The 19,120-nt window shown below is 30.3% G+C and carries 16 protein-coding genes and 1 other annotated feature; of the genes, 4 read left to right on the forward strand and 12 right to left on the reverse strand.

Features of this window, described 5'->3' with window-relative positions:
- Positions 1 to 170: 170 nt before the first annotated feature.
- Positions 171 to 1,847 (reverse strand): formate--tetrahydrofolate ligase, encoded by a 1,677-nt coding sequence (locus C0982_RS01225; RefSeq protein ID WP_101772429.1) that lies wholly within the window; start codon positions 1,845 to 1,847, stop codon positions 171 to 173.
- 244 nt (positions 1,848 to 2,091) lie between these two features.
- On the opposite strand from C0982_RS01225, the gene C0982_RS01230 reads away from it, so the two are divergent.
- From C0982_RS01230 to C0982_RS01240, 3 genes are all read left to right on the forward strand, one after another.
- The gene (locus C0982_RS01230; RefSeq protein ID WP_180946837.1) at positions 2,092 to 2,607 is read left to right on the forward strand and encodes a DUF2975 domain-containing protein; all 516 of its coding nucleotides are present in this window, start codon (positions 2,092 to 2,094) and stop codon (positions 2,605 to 2,607) included.
- 201 nt (positions 2,608 to 2,808) lie between these two features.
- Positions 2,809 to 3,345 (forward strand): hypothetical protein, encoded by a 537-nt coding sequence (locus C0982_RS01235; RefSeq protein WP_101772431.1) that lies wholly within the window; start codon positions 2,809 to 2,811, stop codon positions 3,343 to 3,345.
- Between the two features lie 10 nt (positions 3,346 to 3,355).
- Positions 3,356 to 3,583 (forward strand): helix-turn-helix domain-containing protein, encoded by a 228-nt coding sequence (locus tag C0982_RS01240; RefSeq protein ID WP_101772432.1) that lies wholly within the window; start codon positions 3,356 to 3,358, stop codon positions 3,581 to 3,583.
- Positions 3,584 to 3,837: 254 nt separating this feature from the next.
- On the opposite strand, the gene C0982_RS01245 is transcribed toward C0982_RS01240, so the two are convergent.
- The 11 genes from C0982_RS01245 to C0982_RS01295 form a co-directional block, all read right to left on the reverse strand.
- Positions 3,838 to 4,266: a flavodoxin gene (locus C0982_RS01245; protein ID WP_101772433.1), complete on the reverse strand. Its 429-nt coding sequence runs from the start codon at positions 4,264 to 4,266 to the stop codon at positions 3,838 to 3,840.
- A 14-nt stretch (positions 4,267 to 4,280) separates the two neighbouring features.
- The gene (locus C0982_RS01250) at positions 4,281 to 4,865 is read right to left on the reverse strand and encodes a DUF3793 family protein (protein ID WP_101772434.1); all 585 of its coding nucleotides are present in this window, start codon (positions 4,863 to 4,865) and stop codon (positions 4,281 to 4,283) included.
- Between the two features lie 421 nt (positions 4,866 to 5,286).
- Positions 5,287 to 6,675, reverse strand: coding sequence for an argininosuccinate lyase (argH, locus tag C0982_RS01255; protein WP_101772435.1), 1,389 nt, complete (start codon positions 6,673 to 6,675; stop codon positions 5,287 to 5,289).
- A gap of 19 nt (positions 6,676 to 6,694) precedes the next feature.
- Positions 6,695 to 7,900 (reverse strand): argininosuccinate synthase, encoded by a 1,206-nt coding sequence (locus C0982_RS01260; protein WP_101772436.1) that lies wholly within the window; start codon positions 7,898 to 7,900, stop codon positions 6,695 to 6,697.
- Positions 7,901 to 8,017: 117 nt separating this feature from the next.
- On the reverse strand, positions 8,018 to 8,860 hold the full coding sequence (locus C0982_RS01265) for a transporter substrate-binding domain-containing protein (protein ID WP_101772437.1): 843 nt from the start codon (positions 8,858 to 8,860) through the stop codon (positions 8,018 to 8,020).
- A gap of 326 nt (positions 8,861 to 9,186) precedes the next feature.
- Positions 9,187 to 9,393 (reverse strand) — a binding site (T-box leader).
- A gap of 72 nt (positions 9,394 to 9,465) precedes the next feature.
- Entirely contained in the window at positions 9,466 to 10,596 is a 1,131-nt protein-coding gene (locus C0982_RS01270) for a tetratricopeptide repeat protein (RefSeq protein WP_101772438.1), read from the reverse strand.
- Positions 10,597 to 10,736: 140 nt separating this feature from the next.
- Positions 10,737 to 11,702 (reverse strand): hypothetical protein, encoded by a 966-nt coding sequence (locus tag C0982_RS01275; protein ID WP_101772439.1) that lies wholly within the window; start codon positions 11,700 to 11,702, stop codon positions 10,737 to 10,739.
- A gap of 159 nt (positions 11,703 to 11,861) precedes the next feature.
- On the reverse strand, positions 11,862 to 13,562 hold the full coding sequence (gene argS / locus C0982_RS01280; protein ID WP_101772440.1) for an arginine--tRNA ligase: 1,701 nt from the start codon (positions 13,560 to 13,562) through the stop codon (positions 11,862 to 11,864).
- Positions 13,563 to 13,692: 130 nt separating this feature from the next.
- On the reverse strand, positions 13,693 to 14,568 hold the full coding sequence (locus C0982_RS01285; RefSeq protein WP_101772441.1) for a diacylglycerol/lipid kinase family protein: 876 nt from the start codon (positions 14,566 to 14,568) through the stop codon (positions 13,693 to 13,695).
- A gap of 36 nt (positions 14,569 to 14,604) precedes the next feature.
- Positions 14,605 to 15,060, reverse strand: coding sequence for a DUF523 domain-containing protein (locus tag C0982_RS01290; protein WP_101772442.1), 456 nt, complete (start codon positions 15,058 to 15,060; stop codon positions 14,605 to 14,607).
- Positions 15,061 to 15,069: 9 nt separating this feature from the next.
- The gene (locus C0982_RS01295) at positions 15,070 to 17,493 is read right to left on the reverse strand and encodes an endonuclease MutS2 (protein WP_101772443.1); all 2,424 of its coding nucleotides are present in this window, start codon (positions 17,491 to 17,493) and stop codon (positions 15,070 to 15,072) included.
- Positions 17,494 to 17,655: 162 nt separating this feature from the next.
- Here C0982_RS01295 and pepD point away from each other — a divergent pair, with 162 nt between their 5' ends.
- The gene (pepD, locus tag C0982_RS01300; RefSeq protein WP_101772444.1) at positions 17,656 to 19,107 is read left to right on the forward strand and encodes a beta-Ala-His dipeptidase; all 1,452 of its coding nucleotides are present in this window, start codon (positions 17,656 to 17,658) and stop codon (positions 19,105 to 19,107) included.
- The last annotated feature ends 13 nt before the right edge of the window (positions 19,108 to 19,120 follow it).

The raw sequence follows: 19,120 nt of genomic DNA on the forward strand, positions 1-19,120 counted from the left end.
GAAAAGCATATATAACACTTTTCTTATTTGTTTTTTATCACTATTTTATTCTATATCTCACTTATTTTAAAATTTTACAAGTATTTATTTGCATATTGTAACATTATAAACTTGTTAAAAATAGAGTAAGTCACTTTTAAAAATAGTTCTTTATCAAAATATTATTCAATTTAGAATAGTCCTGATATTACTCCATTTTCATCTGTATCGATTTTTTCTGCTGCTGGAGCTTTTGGTAATCCTGGCATCTTCATTATAGCTCCTGTAAGTACAACTATAAAGCCTGCACCAGCTGATACATTTACTTCTCTTACATTTATTCTAAATCCTGTTGGTCTTCCTAATAGCGCTTGATCATCCGATAAAGAATACTGTGTCTTTGCAACACATACTGGAAGATTTCCAAATCCAAGATCTTCTAATTCCTTTATTTGCTTGTCTGCTTCTTTAGTATAGTCCACTCCGTCAGCACCGTATATTCTAGTTGCAACAGAGTTTAATTTTTCTTTAATGCTAAGATTTTCTTCATAGCAATACTCGAAGTTGTTTTCGCCTTTTTCTATTAATTTTAAGACTTCGTTGGCAAGGTCAATTCCACCTTCTCCACCTTTTTCCCATACTTCTGAAAGGGCAACATTTACACCTAACTCATTACACTTTTCTTCTACTAATTTTAATTCAGCTTCAGTGTCTGTAGGGAATTTATTAATAGCGACTACTGCAGGTAGTTTATAGACTCCTGTTATATTTTCTATATGTTTTAAAAGGTTTGGAAGACCATTTTCTAGAGCTTCTAAATTTTCATTATTTAAGTCTGCTTTAGCTACACCACCATTGTATTTTAATGCTCTAACTGTAGCTACTATGATTACTGCATCAGGTCTAATACCCGCTCTTCTACACTTTATATCCAAGAATTTTTCTGCTCCTAAATCAGCTCCAAATCCTGCTTCTGTCACAACATAATCACCCATGTGCATAGCCATCTTTGTAGCTATTATTGAGTTACATCCATGAGCTATATTGGCAAAAGGTCCACCATGAATAATTGCTGGTGTTCCTTCCAAAGTCTGTACAAGGTTTGGCTTTAGGGCATCTTTTAATATAGCTGACATCGCTCCATCAGCCTTTAAATCCCTAGCTGTTACTGGTTTAGAATCATAAGTATATGCAACTACTATATTACCTAAATTTTCTTTTAATTCTGCAATATTATTTGAAAGACAAAAAGCAGCCATTACTTCAGATGCAACTGTAATATCAAATCCATCTTCTCTTGTAACTCCATCTACCTTCTTACCCATACCATCAACTATATTTCTAAGTTGTCTATCGTTCATATCTACACATCTTCTCCAAGTAACTCTTTTTGGATTAATGTTTAGAGAATTTCCTTGGTATATATGGTTATCTAACATAGCTGCTAGCAAGTTATTAGCAGCTCCTATTGCATGCATATCTCCTGTAAAATGAAGGTTAATATCTTCCATTGGAACTACCTGCGCATATCCTCCACCAGCAGCTCCTCCTTTTACTCCAAATACAGGTCCCATTGAAGGCTCTCTAAGTGCCGCAATTGAATTTTTGCCAAGCTTAGAAAGTGCGTCTGCAACTCCAATAGATGTAGTTGTCTTTCCTTCTCCAGCAGGAGTAGGATTTATAGCAGTAGTTAGTATCAATTTTCCACCCTTGCTCTTTGTTGTATTCAGTATGTTGTAATCAATCTTAGCCTTATACTTTCCGTACAATTCAATAGACTCTTCTGAAAGATTAATTTTCTTTGCAATTTCTCTTATATCTTGTGGTGTTGCTTCCTGTGCTATTTCAATATCTGACTTAAATCCCATAAATACATCCTCCATTTTAATATAATACCATTGTTAAATTATAATATAGTTCGCTATATGACGAACATTAATCGTCATCTTCTTACTAATATTATATTTAATTTGCCTAAATAAGTCAATAGAGTAAAATATGGTAAAAATATAAAATTATCGATAAACGATAATTTTATATTGACAAACAATAATTTTGTTTCTATAATTAGATTAAACAAATCTTTATCAAATTGCTATGGAGGTAATATCTATGTTAAAAAGAAAAGTCAGTCTCAAAAGAAGTGAATTCAATTTAATGAGTATTGTTAATTCATTTTTAAGCTTAGTTTTAATTCTATGTATCATGGTATTTATATTTACGTCAATCTATCATATTGAAAGTTTTTTCCCTCATATTGGTAGCCCTACTACATTAAAAAAATATATTCACCCTCATTTTACTGAAGCAGTTTTTCTAACAACCTGCTCAATAATTTTTTTCTGCTTTATAAGATTATTTTATTTACTAAAAAATAATCCTTTCAATAAAAAAATTGTAAAATACTTCAGTATAATTTCGCTTTGTTTTATGATTTTAGCTTCTACAGAAGTTTATATTTTCAGCGTTGTTTTTAGAAATAGTGAAAAAATATTTTTAAACATTCTAGATCTCAATTTTACTGTAACGTCTGTTATGTATTTTTCATTAGTAATAATTTTTTCATACCTAGCACAATTTTTTAAAGAATCAATTAGTATAAAAAATGAATCAGATCTTACAATATAGGACTTTTAATACCAAATTGATTGCTACCAAACTAAATATATTTATATTAAAACTCTAGTTATTTATTTAAATTATTTTTACTTTTATAAAAGATGCGTTAGTATCTATCTTTTACTTATAAAATTAATCCATAAAAATTATGGATGTTACAATATAAAAAATTATGGATGTTACAATATAAAAAATTACGGAGGTCACATTATGTTTAATAAAAAAGAAAATTCTATTTCTACAATCGAAAGAATCTACGATGTTAGAGATTCATTTTGTTCATTTTTAAATTTCATGTTAATTGTTTTTTCTATTTTCTTTATCATCTCTTTTCTACAAAAAAGTTGGCAAATTATTTCTCATGTATTTCTAAATACACCTTTAGAACAACCTGCTTTTTTGTATGCAACACAACTTACTTATGCATTAACATATATTATTATATTTTTTTACTTTAAAAGAATCCTTTTTACAATTAGGTACAACCCTTTTGATAATACACTTATAAAATATTTCCATAAAATTTCTATTGCCTTTTTAATCGTTGCATTTATTCAGCTGTTTGTAGATTCTTATATGGGTGATAGACTTACAAATGGATTTGATCTTATAGATATTGGATATCTTAAGATTTCACCTACAGTAATTTCAATAACTTACTTCACTCTTTCACTTATATTTTCTTATGTAGCTCAATTTTTTAAAAAATCAATTAGTATAAAAGATGAGTCAGATCTTACAATATAGAGGTGAATTTATGTCAATTAAAGTAAATTTAGATATGATGATGTTGAAGAAGGGAATCTCTTTAAAGGATTTAGCCAATGAAATTTCAATCACTAATTCTAATTTATCTGTTCTAAAAACTGGTAAAGCAAAGGCAATAAGATTTTCAACTCTAAATGATATATGCAAGGCCCTTGATTGCCAACCAGGTGATATTTTGGAATATGTTGATGATGGTGAAACCACAGAGATATTATAATCGTAATATTTAATAGAATTAAAAGACTAGGTAAAATATAAAATTTCACCTAGTCTCTTTTCGTATGATTAAATTTTTATATGGTTTAATTTACCTATTATAATATACTACTTTTTAGTCTTTATTAAAAAATAAAAAGATGTTGATTCATAATAGTTCTATATAAACCAAACTCCTAGTCATCACAGAACTATTTAAAATACAACATCTTTTTTATATTATCATTTCTTTTTGTTTATATTTTTTATTTCTACTTAGAATTTTGCAAAGGATTCTCCAAATCCTATACACTCTTCTACAGCATCATCATCAGGAGTTTCGTTTACTACTAAACCTTCTCCGTTGAATAAATCAGCACCTTGATCAGATACTCTATCCTGCCAGTTTCTCATCCATTCACCGTCTCCCCATCCATAAGAACCGAATAGAGCTACTTTCTTACCAGATATTGACTTTTCAGCTTCTTCAAAGAACGGTTCAAATTCTGCTTCTTCAAGAACTTCCATTCCCATTGAAGGGCAACCAAACATTAATTTCTCATATCCATTAACATCTCCTGCTCCATTTGTGATGTTACACAAATCAAATTCAACACCAGCTTTTTTTAATCCTTCTCCAATAGCTTCTGCCATCTTTTCTGTGTTTCCACTTCCACTCCAATAAAAAACTCCTACTGACTTCATTACTCTAATCCTCCCTATGCAATAATTACTTCTTTTTGATTTTGACTTAGTATATTTTCCAAACACTCTCCACTGTTTAACTTATCCATCATAAAAACTCTCATTTTATCATATAAATCAAACAAGGATTTTGCCTCTTCTATATCGCTATAAACCTTCCAATATCCACAATATTTATAGTCTTGTCCCTTTTTATTAATGAACTCTTCTACATCTTGGATAGGATAGCCTAAAAAAACACCTATTTCATGTGGAAATTTCGAATTTTTCATTCTCATCTTCAAAACGTTTACATAATAGTCCAGACTACGTGACTTTTTGTAGCCACAACGTTCCAGCACACTGAGTACGTTTTCATCTTTAAGGTGTTTTTGAAGTAGAGTTTGTTTGTAAACAAGTAACAAATTTCTCTCACCGCATTCGCATATAGATTCAATAGTAATTGAATATTTTTCTAGCAATTTATTATAGTGGGTAATATTTTTTTCTATTTCTGGTATATCTTTTTTAGAAACTGATACTAGATTTGAAACTTTTTTGTTTAGCAATGCAGGCGAGCAAAAATACGCGAGAATACTCTCAAATTTTTCACTTGTCATAAAACATACCAATCCTTTCAAGTATTAATAAGTACTGAATTTTATTATCAGTAATTATCTTTTTTCATTATAACAAGTTAAAATTTTTATGTCAATATATTTGATATAAATTTTCATTTTTATATAATTTTAATTACCATTTTTATTATTGTTTTTTCTTATCTCATTTATTTATTCTTTTTTATTTTCTTTTATTAGGCAAAAAAGTTTTTTTGTAATAATATCTAAACTAAATATTAAATGTTTTTTTACTGATAATATAGTTTCCTATACTGTTACAAACAAAAAAGTGCTGGATAAGTATATTTAACTTTTTCAGCACTTTTTTGTTTGGTATTTTATATTTGGTATTTTATGTTGGCTAACTTATATTTACTTTTAACTTTATTATATTTTTGCACCATGTCTAGTAAATTTCACCTTATCTATATTGTTTCAATTTTATGAAGGATTCAATTGACTCTATGTTAACTTTCACCTGTTTAGAACTAGTCGCCCCCATAGATATTCTGTTTTCCATGCAGTTAAATACATCTATTGTATCATATATATCTTCTTCAACAAGATCACTATATTTCTTATATTCCTCTATAGGTAATTCATCAAGCGATATATTCTTATCTATACAATCCAGAACTATCTCTCCTGTAATTTTATGTGAGTCTCTGAATGCTACTCCCTTTTTAGTCAAATAATCCGCCAAGTCAGTCGCATTGCTAAAACCTTTTTTTGCATCTGCAAGCATTGTATCCTTGCAAACTTTCATAGTTTTTAACATTGGAATCATAATTTTTATACACTTTTCCCATGTTTCTACTCCATCAAATAAGCATTCTTTGTCTTCCTGCATATCTTTGTTATAGGCAAGTGGTAATCCCTTCATTACAGTCAATATATTATTCAAATCACCATACACTCTACCCACTTTTCCCCTTATTAATTCTGCAGCATCTGGATTTTTCTTTTGTGGCATCATCGAACTACCTGTGCTATATGCATCATCTAATTCTACAAAATGAAACTCTTGTGTAGACCAAATTATAATTTCCTCACACAATCTACTAAGATGCATCATTCCTGTGCTAGCTGCTGATAGTAAATCTATTATATAGTCCCTGTCGCTTACACCATCCATTGAATTTGCACAAGGTCCATCGAACCCTAGTTCGTTCGATGTCATATATCTATCTATTGGAAATGTAGTTCCTGCTAAAGCTCCACTTCCCAGAGGCATCGTATTATGAATTTCCATCCAAGAGGACAATCTTTGATAGTCTCTCTTTGCCATTTCTGCATGTGCCATTATAAGGTGTGCAAGAGAAATAGGTTGTCCTATTTGCAAATGTGTATATCCTGGAATTACTGTATATATGTTTTCTTTTGCTACCTCTACTAGTGCTTTAATCCAATCCAGTAAAAGCCCTTGAATTTCTTCCACTTTATCTCTAGAGTACATTCTGACATCTAGTGCAACTTGGTCATTTCTACTTCTAGCAGTATGTAGTTTTTTACCAAGATCACCTATTTTATTGGTTAGTATATTTTCTATATTCATATGAATATCTTCATGTTTTACAGAAAATTCAATATTTCCCTTATCTATTTCACTCTCAATCTCCTCTAGAGCAGAAATTATTATTTTAGACTCATCTTCGCTTATTATTCCAGTTTTTCCAAGCATTCTTGCGTGTGCTATACTTCCTTTTATATCATATTTATATAGCTTCCAATCATAACGTATAGAGGCATTAAACTCATCCATTATCTCGCTTGTGCTATCTTTAAACCTTCCTCCCCATAACTTTTGCATTTAATTCCTCCTAATCGTATTATAAATTATTTTTCTTTTTCATCTTCGCATTTACTTTTAAAGAAAGTCCAAATAAATTAATAAAACCTTCCGCATCTTTTTGATCGTATATATCATCTTCTCCAAATGTTGCTAACTCTTCGCTATATAGTGAGTATGGAGAATTCATTCCAACACATGTACAGTTTCCTTTGTACAGTTTCATCTTAACTTCACCTGTGCAAGTTTCTTGAGTTACATCAATAAATGCATCCAAAGCATCTTTCAAAGGTGTATACCATAGACCATTGTAAACCAGTTCAGAGTATTTAATTGCTATTTGTGATTTGTACGAAGTAGTATCACTGTCTAGAGTCAAACTTTCTAGGCACTTGTGAGCTTCCATAAGAAGCGTTCCACCTGGAGTTTCATATACGCCTCTCGACTTAATACCTACAAGTCTATTTTCTACCATATCTAAAATTCCAACTCCATTTTTCGCAGCTATTTCATTTGCTTTTTCCATTAATTCAAGAGCTTCCATCTTTTCACCATTTATTGCTACAGGTATTCCTTTTTCAAATGATATAGTCACATATTCTGCTACATCAGGAGCATCTTCTGGCCTTGTACATACTAAACATAAATCCTCTATTGGCTCATTTTCAGGATTTTCGAGATCTCCCCCTTCATGACTTAAATGAAATAGGTTCTTGTCCATACTATATGGTCTCTTCTTCGTTACTGGAACTTCTATGCCGTGTTCAACAGCATAGTCAATCGCATCTTCACGTGATTTTATATTCCACACTCTCCATGGTGCTATAATTTTTGTATCAGGGCTAAGAGCTTTTATTGTAAGCTCAAATCTAACCTGATCATTTCCTTTTCCAGTTGCTCCATGACAAATATAATCTGCATTTTCTTTTTCGGCAACCTCTACTAGAGCTTTTGATATTAAAGGTCTTGCTATAGAAGTTCCTAAAAGATATTTACCTTCGTACACTGCAGATGATTTAATTAGTGGCCATACAAAATCTTCTACAAATTCTTTTTTCAAATCCACAACATAACACTTGCTTGCTCCACTTTTTATAGCTTTTTCGTATACATCATCCACTTCTTTTCCTTGACCAACGTCACCGCATACTGCTATTACTTCGCTATCTTTATAATTTTCTTTCAACCATGGAATTATTACTGAAGTGTCTAGACCACCTGAATACGCTAATACTATTTTTGTCATTTTTATTTCTCCTTTGATTTACATATATTTTCGTTTAAATTTTTACTTTTATATTTTTTATAACTTGCGTTTTATTTATAACTTAGCTATCTTTATAACTTAGAGTACCTTTATAACTTAGTTTTTATTTTTACTTGCTAAGTCTATATTTTTTTCCATTATCTTATCGTACTCACCGCTGTCTTTTAGATCTTTTATAGTTTTGTTAAGAGATTCGATGAAATCTTTATTTTCACCCTTTTTAATAGCTACTGCTGATCCTTCACCATCTTTAAAATCTTTTAAATCTATTTTTTTATCAACTTTTATACCTTCATAGCTTTTTTCATTTATCAATGCAACTTCTGTACTAAGAACTACTGCATCAATATTTCCATTTTTAAGATCTGCTACAAGATCAGGAACAGATACCAATGATTTAACTTTATCTGACTTCAAAGTTTCAATCATAAAAGTTTCTTGAATTGTACCCCTCTGAACTCCTACTTTAATATTTTTTAAGTCATCTGATGTTTTTAAATTTTTATTGTAATCGCTTCTAACAAGAACAGAATTAGTTGCATCCTTATATACATCTGAGAAGTCTACAGATTTTTTACGATCTTCAGTTGGAGTCATACCTGCTATTATTACATCTATTTTTTCTGCCTCCAAAGCTGGTATTAATGCATCGAAATCAAGTGCTTTTATTTCTAATTTTACGCCTAAATCTTTTGCAATATTTTCTGCTAAATCAATGTCTGCCCCTACTACTTCACTCTTTCCATCTTTTGATACTACAAATTCGTAAGGTGGGTATCCTGGTGCTGTTCCAACTACCAAAGTATCTTTTTCTTTAATCTTTGCGAGCATTGATTCCCCTGCGTTTGATGTATCTTTACTGTTTCCACAAGCTGCTAGAGTAGCTGTAACTGTAAGAATTAGTGCTATAGACATTATTTTTTTTATTAAACTTTTCATTTTTGACCTCCTAAATTATTCCATACTATTATTTTTTGTTTTCTTTTTTTTAAAATTCACTTGAATATTTTTATTTGTTTTTAGATAGTGGTAATAAATTTTTGTATAAAAAAAGCCTCCTGGATTTAATATCCAAGAGACGAATTCACCGCGTTACCACTCCTGTTGGTAGTTATTTATATCAAAAAAGAGTATTAGATCCAATATTCCGGAATTTAGGATTCAATATAATTATAAAATTCTTCATTACTCTATAATTTGTAATTGATGAAAATATAATTAGGTACTGGAATTTTTTATATAAAAAAAGCCTCTTGGATTAAAATCCAAGAGACGAAATTCCGCGTTACCACTCTTATTGATAGAAAGACTCTACCCACTCAAACCCTTAAGGCGGGAAACCTGCTATAATACTATTATTTCCTATAGCAACCTCAAAAGCTCTCTTCACATCAAACTTCAATGTTGAACTCACACCACTCTTCAACTCGCTGAAAATCCATTTGCGCTACTCTCTTTATCATCGGCTTGTTTTTTTATTTAATGATAATTATATTGCATAAAGAATTTTCTGTCAATAAGTTTTTTGATTTTTTTTAATTATTTTATAATTGTCTCATACATGCTAATGTTATTTCATCAGTCGGATCAAGCTCATATGCTCTTTCTATATAATATTTAGCATCATCATAATCTCCATTATGAAGATACGCCATTCCTAAATTACAAAGTATTTCTGGATTATCTTTTCTAAGCTTTGCAGCTCTGGATAAGTAGTCAATAGCACTACCCAAATTTCCTTCTTCTGCTACAAGAAGTGCCATTTCTACTAGAGTATCTACTTGTGTTGGCTTAAATATCAATATCTTTTCTAAATATTTTTTTGCCTCACCTACTTCTCCCAGTGATTTGTATCCTAGACTTATTATAAATAAAAGATTCCACCAATCTGGATGATTTGATTCAAGAGGCAGTAGTTTTTCTAAACCTTCTTTTGCCTTACCTTGGAAAACTAAATTGTATCCTTCTTCATATTTAACTTTATAATCCATTCTTTCTAGATTTTCTTGTACTTCTGCAGCTAAGTCCTCGTCTAATCCCAATTCAATAGCTCTATCCCATATCAGTTTAGACTTTACAAATTGTTTTTGATTTGAATAGTGGAATCCTAATTGATAATAAGCAAGTGCAAAATCATCTTCAATTTCTATAATTTTTTCTAGGCTGTGTAAGGCCTCTAGCAAGAAGTCGTTCATCGCCTTCATATCTTCGTCTTTTTGATAATTTAGGCTTAATTCTTGACATATAATTGCATATTGATATAGACCCATTACATCATCAGAATTTTTTCTTAAAAACGATCTTATATAAACTAATGAATCCGTTATTTCACCTTCTGTATATTTTTTATTAGACATATATGCAGAATATTGTTGTGGATCGAAGTCTGCTTTTTTAGAAAAAGCCTCTATAAATCTATCATATTCATCATTGTACACAAAATTATTATCTATCCCTTGAATAAATATCATAGCATCTACAATTGATATAGTGTTCAATTCTTCTTGTGCTTTTTTATCTTTTATCGACTTTACTAATACCTCGCTTTTTACAGGTACTTTTATCCCTTCTTTTGGAACTATAAATCCTGGTAGATTTAACTCACCAGTCTCATTTATAGTAATGAATACAAGCTCTTCAGCCTTATCTAGTAAATATTTATCTATATTATTCATACTTTCCTCCCTCGAAAAATAACTCTATCTTCCTATAGTTTCACTCTTTTTTATTCAGTCATATATAATTATAACCCTTATTTTATTTTTAGCATACTTTATATTTATTTTATATATTTTTTACCTAAAAACAAAATATTTTAATTTCGTACAGAATATCTAAAGTCGTAAAATCCCGTTTTAGTAGAAATTTTTATAATGAACTTATCACCTTGTTTTTCTTTTGATATTATCTCAATATTATTTAATATTGGATCTTTTATTTTATCTCCAATATTCATATTTAAAAATATTCTTGGACTTGATTTTCCAATGTATTTATTCGTAGATATTTGACCATACCTTATTTTATTTAGATATTCAGACATTGCTTGTACAAAATCGTCACTATAAGTACTTCCTTTTACGTCCTCACCTCTTAGAGTAAGTATTGTATTGAATACAGATTTTTCTCCATCATCATGTATCGCAGTTATATTATTTTCGTAAATACTTTCTATAATTCTAAATATCGTTACACTAGAATAATCTTCTGCTTGTTCACTTGACTCTTCTTTTTCATATTTTTTAATTATTTCATGGATCTCTGATATATATTTTATCTTCAATTTTTGAAACTCTAAATATGTTATTTTTTCATTTATCGTTGGATTATACTTAACTATTTCATTTTTTATATCAACCATAATATCTTCTAATTTTGAATCTTTATTTACAAGAAGATTTCTAATCAAAATATCATAACAAAATATATCTAAAATATATCCACATTTTTTATCTTCGCTTTTGTAAAATCTACAAATTTTTTCCACTAAATCCACAAAAACACCTGAATAACTATCAAAACTTCTATTTGACAAAATAAGTGGCAGAAAAAAATTAAGTAAATATATATATTCGCTATTGCTATAGTACTTTAAGTATACGAATTCATCGTACATTCTATCTGAATCTATCGTGACTTTTCTGCTTTCATTTTCTTTAAATAAAATTTTCGTACAAATGTTTATTAAGTATGAAATATTATTAGAAACGCCCATAAATGCACTTTTATATGCTTTTTTTATTATTTCTCCATCTTTATCCTGAATTTTAGTAAGACTCATTTATTATATATCGCCTTTCACATTATAATTCTATCAAACGTTATAATACCCTTAAATGTTTCAATTTAAAGATTCACACCCAATTTATAATTTTTATTATATAAAAATAATAAAGCGTTGATGGCAATATTTACCTCCAACGCTAATATTATTAATTTATTACATCTGTTTTGGAGCTTTCATTCCAAGTAGCTTAAGTCCATTTTCTAAAGTTTGTCTTGTGGCTTCTACTAACGCCAGTCTTGCTTTTCTAAGTTCTGGATCATCTACTAGAATTGGACTATTATGATAGAACTTGTTGAATGCTTGAGCTAAATCTAGCACAAATCTAGTAACTATATGTGGCTCATTTTTTGACATAGCAAGCAATATGCTCTTATTAAATGTCTCAATTACCTTCAAAACATCTGATGCATCTTCATCTGATAAAAGTGTGTAATCAATATCAGATGTGATTTCTTCGTTTGCTTTTCTTTCTACTGCACAACATCTTGCATGAGTGTACTGAACATATGGTCCAGTTTCTCCTTCAAAGCTAAGAGTTCTATCCCAAGAGAAAGTGTAATCTTTTATTCTACTATTTGATAGTTCTTGGAATACTACTGCTCCAACTCCTACATCTTTTGATATTTCATCTAAATCTCCTGCATTAGGATTTTTTTCTAAAATTATTTCTTTTGTTTTTTCTGCAGCCTGATTCAATACGTCTTCTAAAAATACAACTCGTCCTCTTCTAGTAGACAGTGTACCTTCTTCAAGCGCAACCATTCCAAATGGAACATGAATTAAATCTTTATACCAAGGATAACCCATCTTCTTTATTACAGCAAAGTACTGATCAAAGTGAAGAATTTGCTGTGAACCGACTACATATATACATTTATAAAAATCATATGTTTTCTTTCTGTATATTCCCGCTGTAATATCTCTAGTAATATACAGTGTAGATCCATCTTTTTTCTGTATTAATGCAGGTGGAAGATTTTCATCTTCTAAGTCTACAATCATAGCTCCCTTGGATTCCTGAAGCAGTCCCTTTTCTTTTAATTCTTCTATTACTGCAGGCATTTTATCTGAGTAAAAACTTTCTCCAGCAAGAGAATCAAATTCTATATCTAATAAATCATATACTCTCTGGAATTCTTTTAAGCTTTCATCTCTAAACCACTGCCAAAGTTCTTTCGCTTCTTCATCTTCATTTTCTAATTTAGAAAACCACTCTCTTGCTTCATCTTCCATTTCTGGTTTTTCTTCAGCTTCCTCATGGAATCTAACGTACAGCTTTAATAGTTCTTGGATAGGATTTTTTTCAATTACTTCTCTATCCCCCCAAAGTTTGTATGCTACTATTAGCTTTCCAAACTGCGTTCCATAATCTCCTAGGTGATTTATTCTGATAGTGTTATAACCTTGAGATTCATATATCTTATATAATGCATTTCCTATTACAGTTGTTCTTATATGTCCAATATGAAATGGCTTTGCAATATTTGGAGAAGAAAATTCTACAATTACATTTTTTCCCTTACCTGTATCACTTTTACCATAGTGTTCCTTTTCAGATAAAACTTGTCTAATAACTTTTTTTGCTAATTCATCCTTGTTTACAAAAAAGTTTACATATCCACCAAGATTTATAACTTTAGTTATACTATCTGTTGTCTCTATTTTTTGCGCCATTTCTTCGGCGATCAAATTTGGAGACTTTCTGAATATTTTAGCCAACTTAAAGCAAGGGAATGCATAGTCTCCCATTTCTTTATTTGGCGGAACTTCTATCAGGGATTTTATGTCTTCTACAGTCATATCTTCTATTTCTTTTTTCAAGCTTTCCGATATGACATCTTTAAAATCTGTCATTATTTACTCCTCCTATAATACGTTATATTATTTATTTAAATACTTACTTATATACTTTCAAAATATTTATTTCTTTCCAATACATAATAGTATATCAAAAAAAACTATTTTTCAATAATATTTTTTAATATTAGCAATAAATTTTTAAATGATTTGGTAATATTTCTATTTCAACTGGTAAATAGTCTCCCCTGTCTCCATCTAAATCCGTTTCGATGTTTTTTTCTTCAGAAGTTATTTTTATATTTTTTGCTCTTATTCTAATTACCTTGTCACTTTCTTCTACACTCCCCTTAATTATATAAGGAATCAAGTTGATTTTTGATATTAATTTTGAATCGACTAAAATCATAATATTGGCATAACCTCCGTTATCATTTCCACCGACTAATTTTATATCTCCAAAATAGTCAGAAAGAAGAACTATAACGTGACTTGCATTCCCAATATAGTCGCCATTTTCTGTCTCTACCTTTATTCTGTGTACATCATCATTTAGTACTCTTTTTAAAGTCATTGTAAGGTATGCTAGTGGTCCAAATTTTGCCTTCTTATCTGTATCAACTTCATGTATAGCTTTTGATATACTTCCCATACTGAATATGTTCCCAAAGTATTTATCATTTGCTTTGCCGATATCTATTTGCCTCGTTTTTTCAAAATCAATATTTTCAATAGAAACATCTATATCCATTGATATGCCTATTAAACGAGCTAATGCATTTACAGTTCCCAAGGGTATTATCCCGAATTTCGGCCTATAATTTTGCTCTGCTATTCCAGAAATAATTTCATTTACAGTCCCATCTCCTCCTGCAGCAAATACACACTCATACTTTTCTTTTGCCGCTTCTTGAGAAAACTTTATAGCATCTTTTTCCTTTTTTGTTATTCTTATGTCTACAACATCAAAATGCTTTTTAAACTTTTTATCTATTTTATTTATAAACAGCTCCCCTTGATTCATTCCAGCTGTAGGATTTATTATAATCATAGCTTTTTTCATAGCAATATCACCCACATAATCCTTAAAATTTCATTTTTAAATATCAGATTCACTTATTACACATATATCGTACTTTTTAAGAAGTGCAGATGTAACTCCCATTCCCATCTTTTTTGTGTTTTCAAATTTTCCATTATATATTTGCTTAGACCCACAAGAGGGACTTGATTCCTTTAGTATAGCTAATTTCACATCGTTCTCTAGAGCAATTTTTAATGTTTTTTCTGCCCCTAAAATAAATTCTTTGCTCACGCATTTTCCATTTTTGTCATATACTTTAGCTCTACTGTCTAATATATCTTTTCCTTCAAATCCATACTCTATTTCTGATGGTATTCTAGGCGTACTCAAACCCCCAAATTGTTCTGGGCATACTGGTATGATATTATACTTATCTAAATATTTCATTGTATTTTCATCATGGTTATTTTCGCCATTATACTTGCAATTTATTCCTATCAAACATGCTGATACTATTACGCTCTCTTTCATAATAATCCTCTATTTTACTTTTACAATCGTAACACCTGCACCGCCTTCTCCATACTCTCCTGGTCTAGCCGATTTAACGTGCGGATTTTTCTTTAGCAATTCATTTATTCCCTTTTTCAAAACTCCTGTTCCTACTCCATGAATAACTGTTATTTCTTCATGACCTGCCATGCTAGCATCATCTAAATACTTCTCAACTTCCATCATGGCATCTTCTAAATTCATTCCCCTTAAATCTACTTCTCTCTTTACCTTTCCAGATTTAGATTTCATTATTTTTCTAGTAGATTTTGTTACAGTTTGCTTTTCTTTTTTATTTACAATATTTAGAGCTTTATAAGGAAGAGTCATTTTTACTATACCAACTTGAACTATTGCTTCCTTTTTATTGTCATCTGCTGATATCACTACACCGTCTTGTCTCAATGTTATTATATTTACATCTTGACCTGGCTTTAGTGTTTTTATCTCTTTTTGAGAAAATTTAGGGACTACCATACTCTCTATACTTGGTTGAAGATGTCCCATAGACTGACCAATTTCTCTTCTTATATCTTCAAGTCTTCTGTCTTTTTCCTTTGATGATTTTTCTTGTTCAATCTTTTTAATTTCTTTTATCATCTCTTCTGTAGTATCTTTTGCCTGCCTAATAATAGAAAAAGCTTCACTCCTCGCATCTTCCATTATTTTTGACTTTGATCCTTCAAATTTTTCAACCATTTTATCGTATTTTTCTTTTAAAAATTCTGCTTCTCTTCTTAGTATTTCAGCCTTATTTAATTCTTCTTCAGTCTTGAGTCTGCTTTTTTCAACATTTTGCAATACATCTTCAAGCTCTATATTCTCACCTGTAAGATAATTTTTTGCATCCTCGATTACATTGTCACTTAAACCTAATTTTTTAGATATTTCAAATGCGTTTGACTTTCCTGGAACACCTATTAAAAGCCTGTATGTTGGAGAAAGTGTATCCATATCAAATTCAACAGCAGCATTTTCTACATCATTTTTAGCCAATGCATATTTTTTAAGCTCACTATAATGTGTGGTAGCTATACATGATGCACCTACTTGTCTAATATTTTCTAATATTGATATCGCTAGAGCTGATCCTTCTTCTGGGTCAGTTCCCGCACCTAATTCATCAAATATTACTAGTGAATTTTCAGTGACATTATCGAGTATATTAACTATTCTTGTCATGTGAGATGAGAACGTAGACAAACTTTGCTCTATACTCTGTTCATCTCCTATATCGGCAAATATGTTGTCATATACACACATATTACTACCATAATCTGCTGGAATATGAAGACCACATTGAGTCATCAATGCAAATATACCGACCATTTTAATAGTAACAGTTTTTCCCCCTGTATTAGGTCCTGTTATTAAAAGCGTGGAAAAATCTTCTCCTAAATATATCGTATTAGCAATTACACTTTTTTTATCTATAAGTGGATGTCTACCATTTACTATTTTAAATTTTTGTTCTCTATTCAAATTAGGTTCTATAGCCTTCATATCAATAGACAATTTTCCCTTTGCAAATATAAAGTCTAACTTTGCCAATATTTCTTGATTTGATATTAATTCCCTGCAAACTTCTCCAACTCTAGATGACAATTCTGATAGAATTTTTTCTATTTCTTCTACTTCATTTAACCTAAGCTGGCGTAAATCATTATTCATTTCTACTATAGACATAGGCTCAATGAATAAAGTCGCTCCTGAAGATGATTGATCATGTATTATACCAGAAATCATAGACCTATATTCTGCTTTTACAGGAACAACAAATCTATCACCTCTCATTGAAATTATTGCTTCTTGTAAATATTTCTGATATGTAGTCGAAGAAATGATTGAGTTTAATTTCGATCTTATAGATTGATTCTTCTGCACAATTTTTCTTCTAATATTTCTCAATTCTGAAGATGCGTTGTCAGAAATTTCCTCCTCGCCTATTATTGCATTGAATATAGCCTCTTCAATATCTCTATGCAAATACAATGATCTTGCTAACGACTGAACTATTGGATATGACTCCAATTGCGTTTCATCAGTTTTTGCATTTTCAGCATTTCCAAATGTCTCTGTTTTAATTTCACCACTTAGTAAATTTGATAATATTCTTGATACCCTCATTGTCTCTGCAATTTTTATAAGTGATTTTGTATCTAATGTAGCACCTATATCTGCTCTTTTTACTTTATCTATAATATCATGTAACTCCTGTATAGGAACATGACCTCTTTTAATTAAAATAGACTGTGCTTCGGTCGTTTCTTGAAGTGCAGTCTTTACTTGTTCAAAATCGGAGAACGGATTAATTTTTTCAACCATAGACAATCCCAATTCAGATGAGACTTTTTCTTTTAAAATATCTATTATTTTTTCTAATTCGAGTGCTTTATAATATTTATCGTTCATATTCACCATCCATTCTTTTTGCGTATCTCTAATAATTATACCATACTATTACAAATTTAATTTAAACAAAATTTTTCATACTAATAGTAGTAATCGTGTTATAATGGTTGTAAGTAGGCTTTTTACTGCAATTATTACTATCTCTTGAGGAGGTGCTAGATAATGGTTAATATTACCAAGGGATTGTTTCCCGAAATTGTTTTTAAGAATTTCGAAAATATATCACAAATACCTCGGTCTTCAGGACACGAGAAGGAAGTTAGTGATTATATTTTTAACTTTGCAAAGGAATTGGGTTTAGAGGCATATCAGGATGAAAGCTACAATTTAGTAGTCAAAAAATCCTCGACTAATTCTTCTGAAACCCCTTCAACACTTATGTTACAGGCTCATATGGATATGGTTGCTGAATCAGATCCAAGTACTGAACATGATTTTCAAAAAGATCCAATAAAGCTAATAGTCAAAGATAACATTTTAAAAGCTGACAAAACTACATTAGGAGCTGACAATGGTATAGGAGTCGCATATATGATGTCAATATTAGAAAGCGACGATATCATACATCCTAATTTAGAATGTGTTTTTACCGTGAATGAAGAAAATGGCCTTATTGGTGTAAATGCTATGAGTCTATACGGACTTAAATCTACAAATGTAATCAATTTAGATTCAGAGGAAGACGATTCCATTTTAGTTGGTTCTGCTGGTGCTGTAAATTCTACAATCACGCTTAGAAAAGAATATAAACCTTCTAACACAAAGAATGTTGCTTTGGAAATAAATGTTAATGGTCTATTAGGCGGACACTCTGGAATGGATATCGAAAAACAAAGAGGCAACGCAAATATAATAATGGGTAGAATACTTAATTCAATTACTTACCCTTATGACTTGTTTAATATAAGTGGCGGTTCTAAAAGAAACACTATACCTAGAAGTTGTGAAGCAATTATATCTATAAATAATGATGAATTAGAAAAAATTGTTCGCCAAATACAAAAAGCCTCTGCAAAAATTCAAAAAGAATTTTATGCGGTGGATCCAAAATTAAAAATCGAACTTAGAAGATCTGCACCTACTGAGTTTAAGGTTTTTACTGATAACTGTAAGTCAGATATAATAAAACTCTTAACACTTATTCCAGATGGTGTAATGTCATGGTCTAAGTCACTAAAAAATACTGTTGAATCATCAACTAATTTTGCTGTTGTCAGAGAAACAAATACTCACGTGGAATTCATTAGTATGACTAGAAGCTCTGTTCAATCAAAGAAAGATCATATAAAGGTTATTCTCTCTACGATAGCTAGAACAACAGGCGTTCCGATTGAGTTTTCCGATGAGTATGATCCTTGGGAACATAAGGTGAAATCTAAGCTTGAAAAGTTATCAGTAGATATATACGCTGAATTATTCGGTGTATATCCACATGTAGTAGCTATGCATTGCGGACTCGAAAGTGGTGTTTTGATTAATAAATTAGATCAGGAGGCAGAAGCAATTTCTATAGGCCCTAATATGTTTGATGTTCATACACCAAACGAATATGTTGAAATCGATTCAGTCGGTAAGATATGGAATTATTTATTAGAACTTCTTAAAAGTTTATAATTTTAAAAATTGT

Origin of the sequence: Peptostreptococcus faecalis (genome assembly GCF_900240845.1) — a bacterium.
GTDB classification, from domain to species: domain Bacteria; phylum Bacillota; class Clostridia; order Peptostreptococcales; family Peptostreptococcaceae; genus Peptostreptococcus; species Peptostreptococcus faecalis.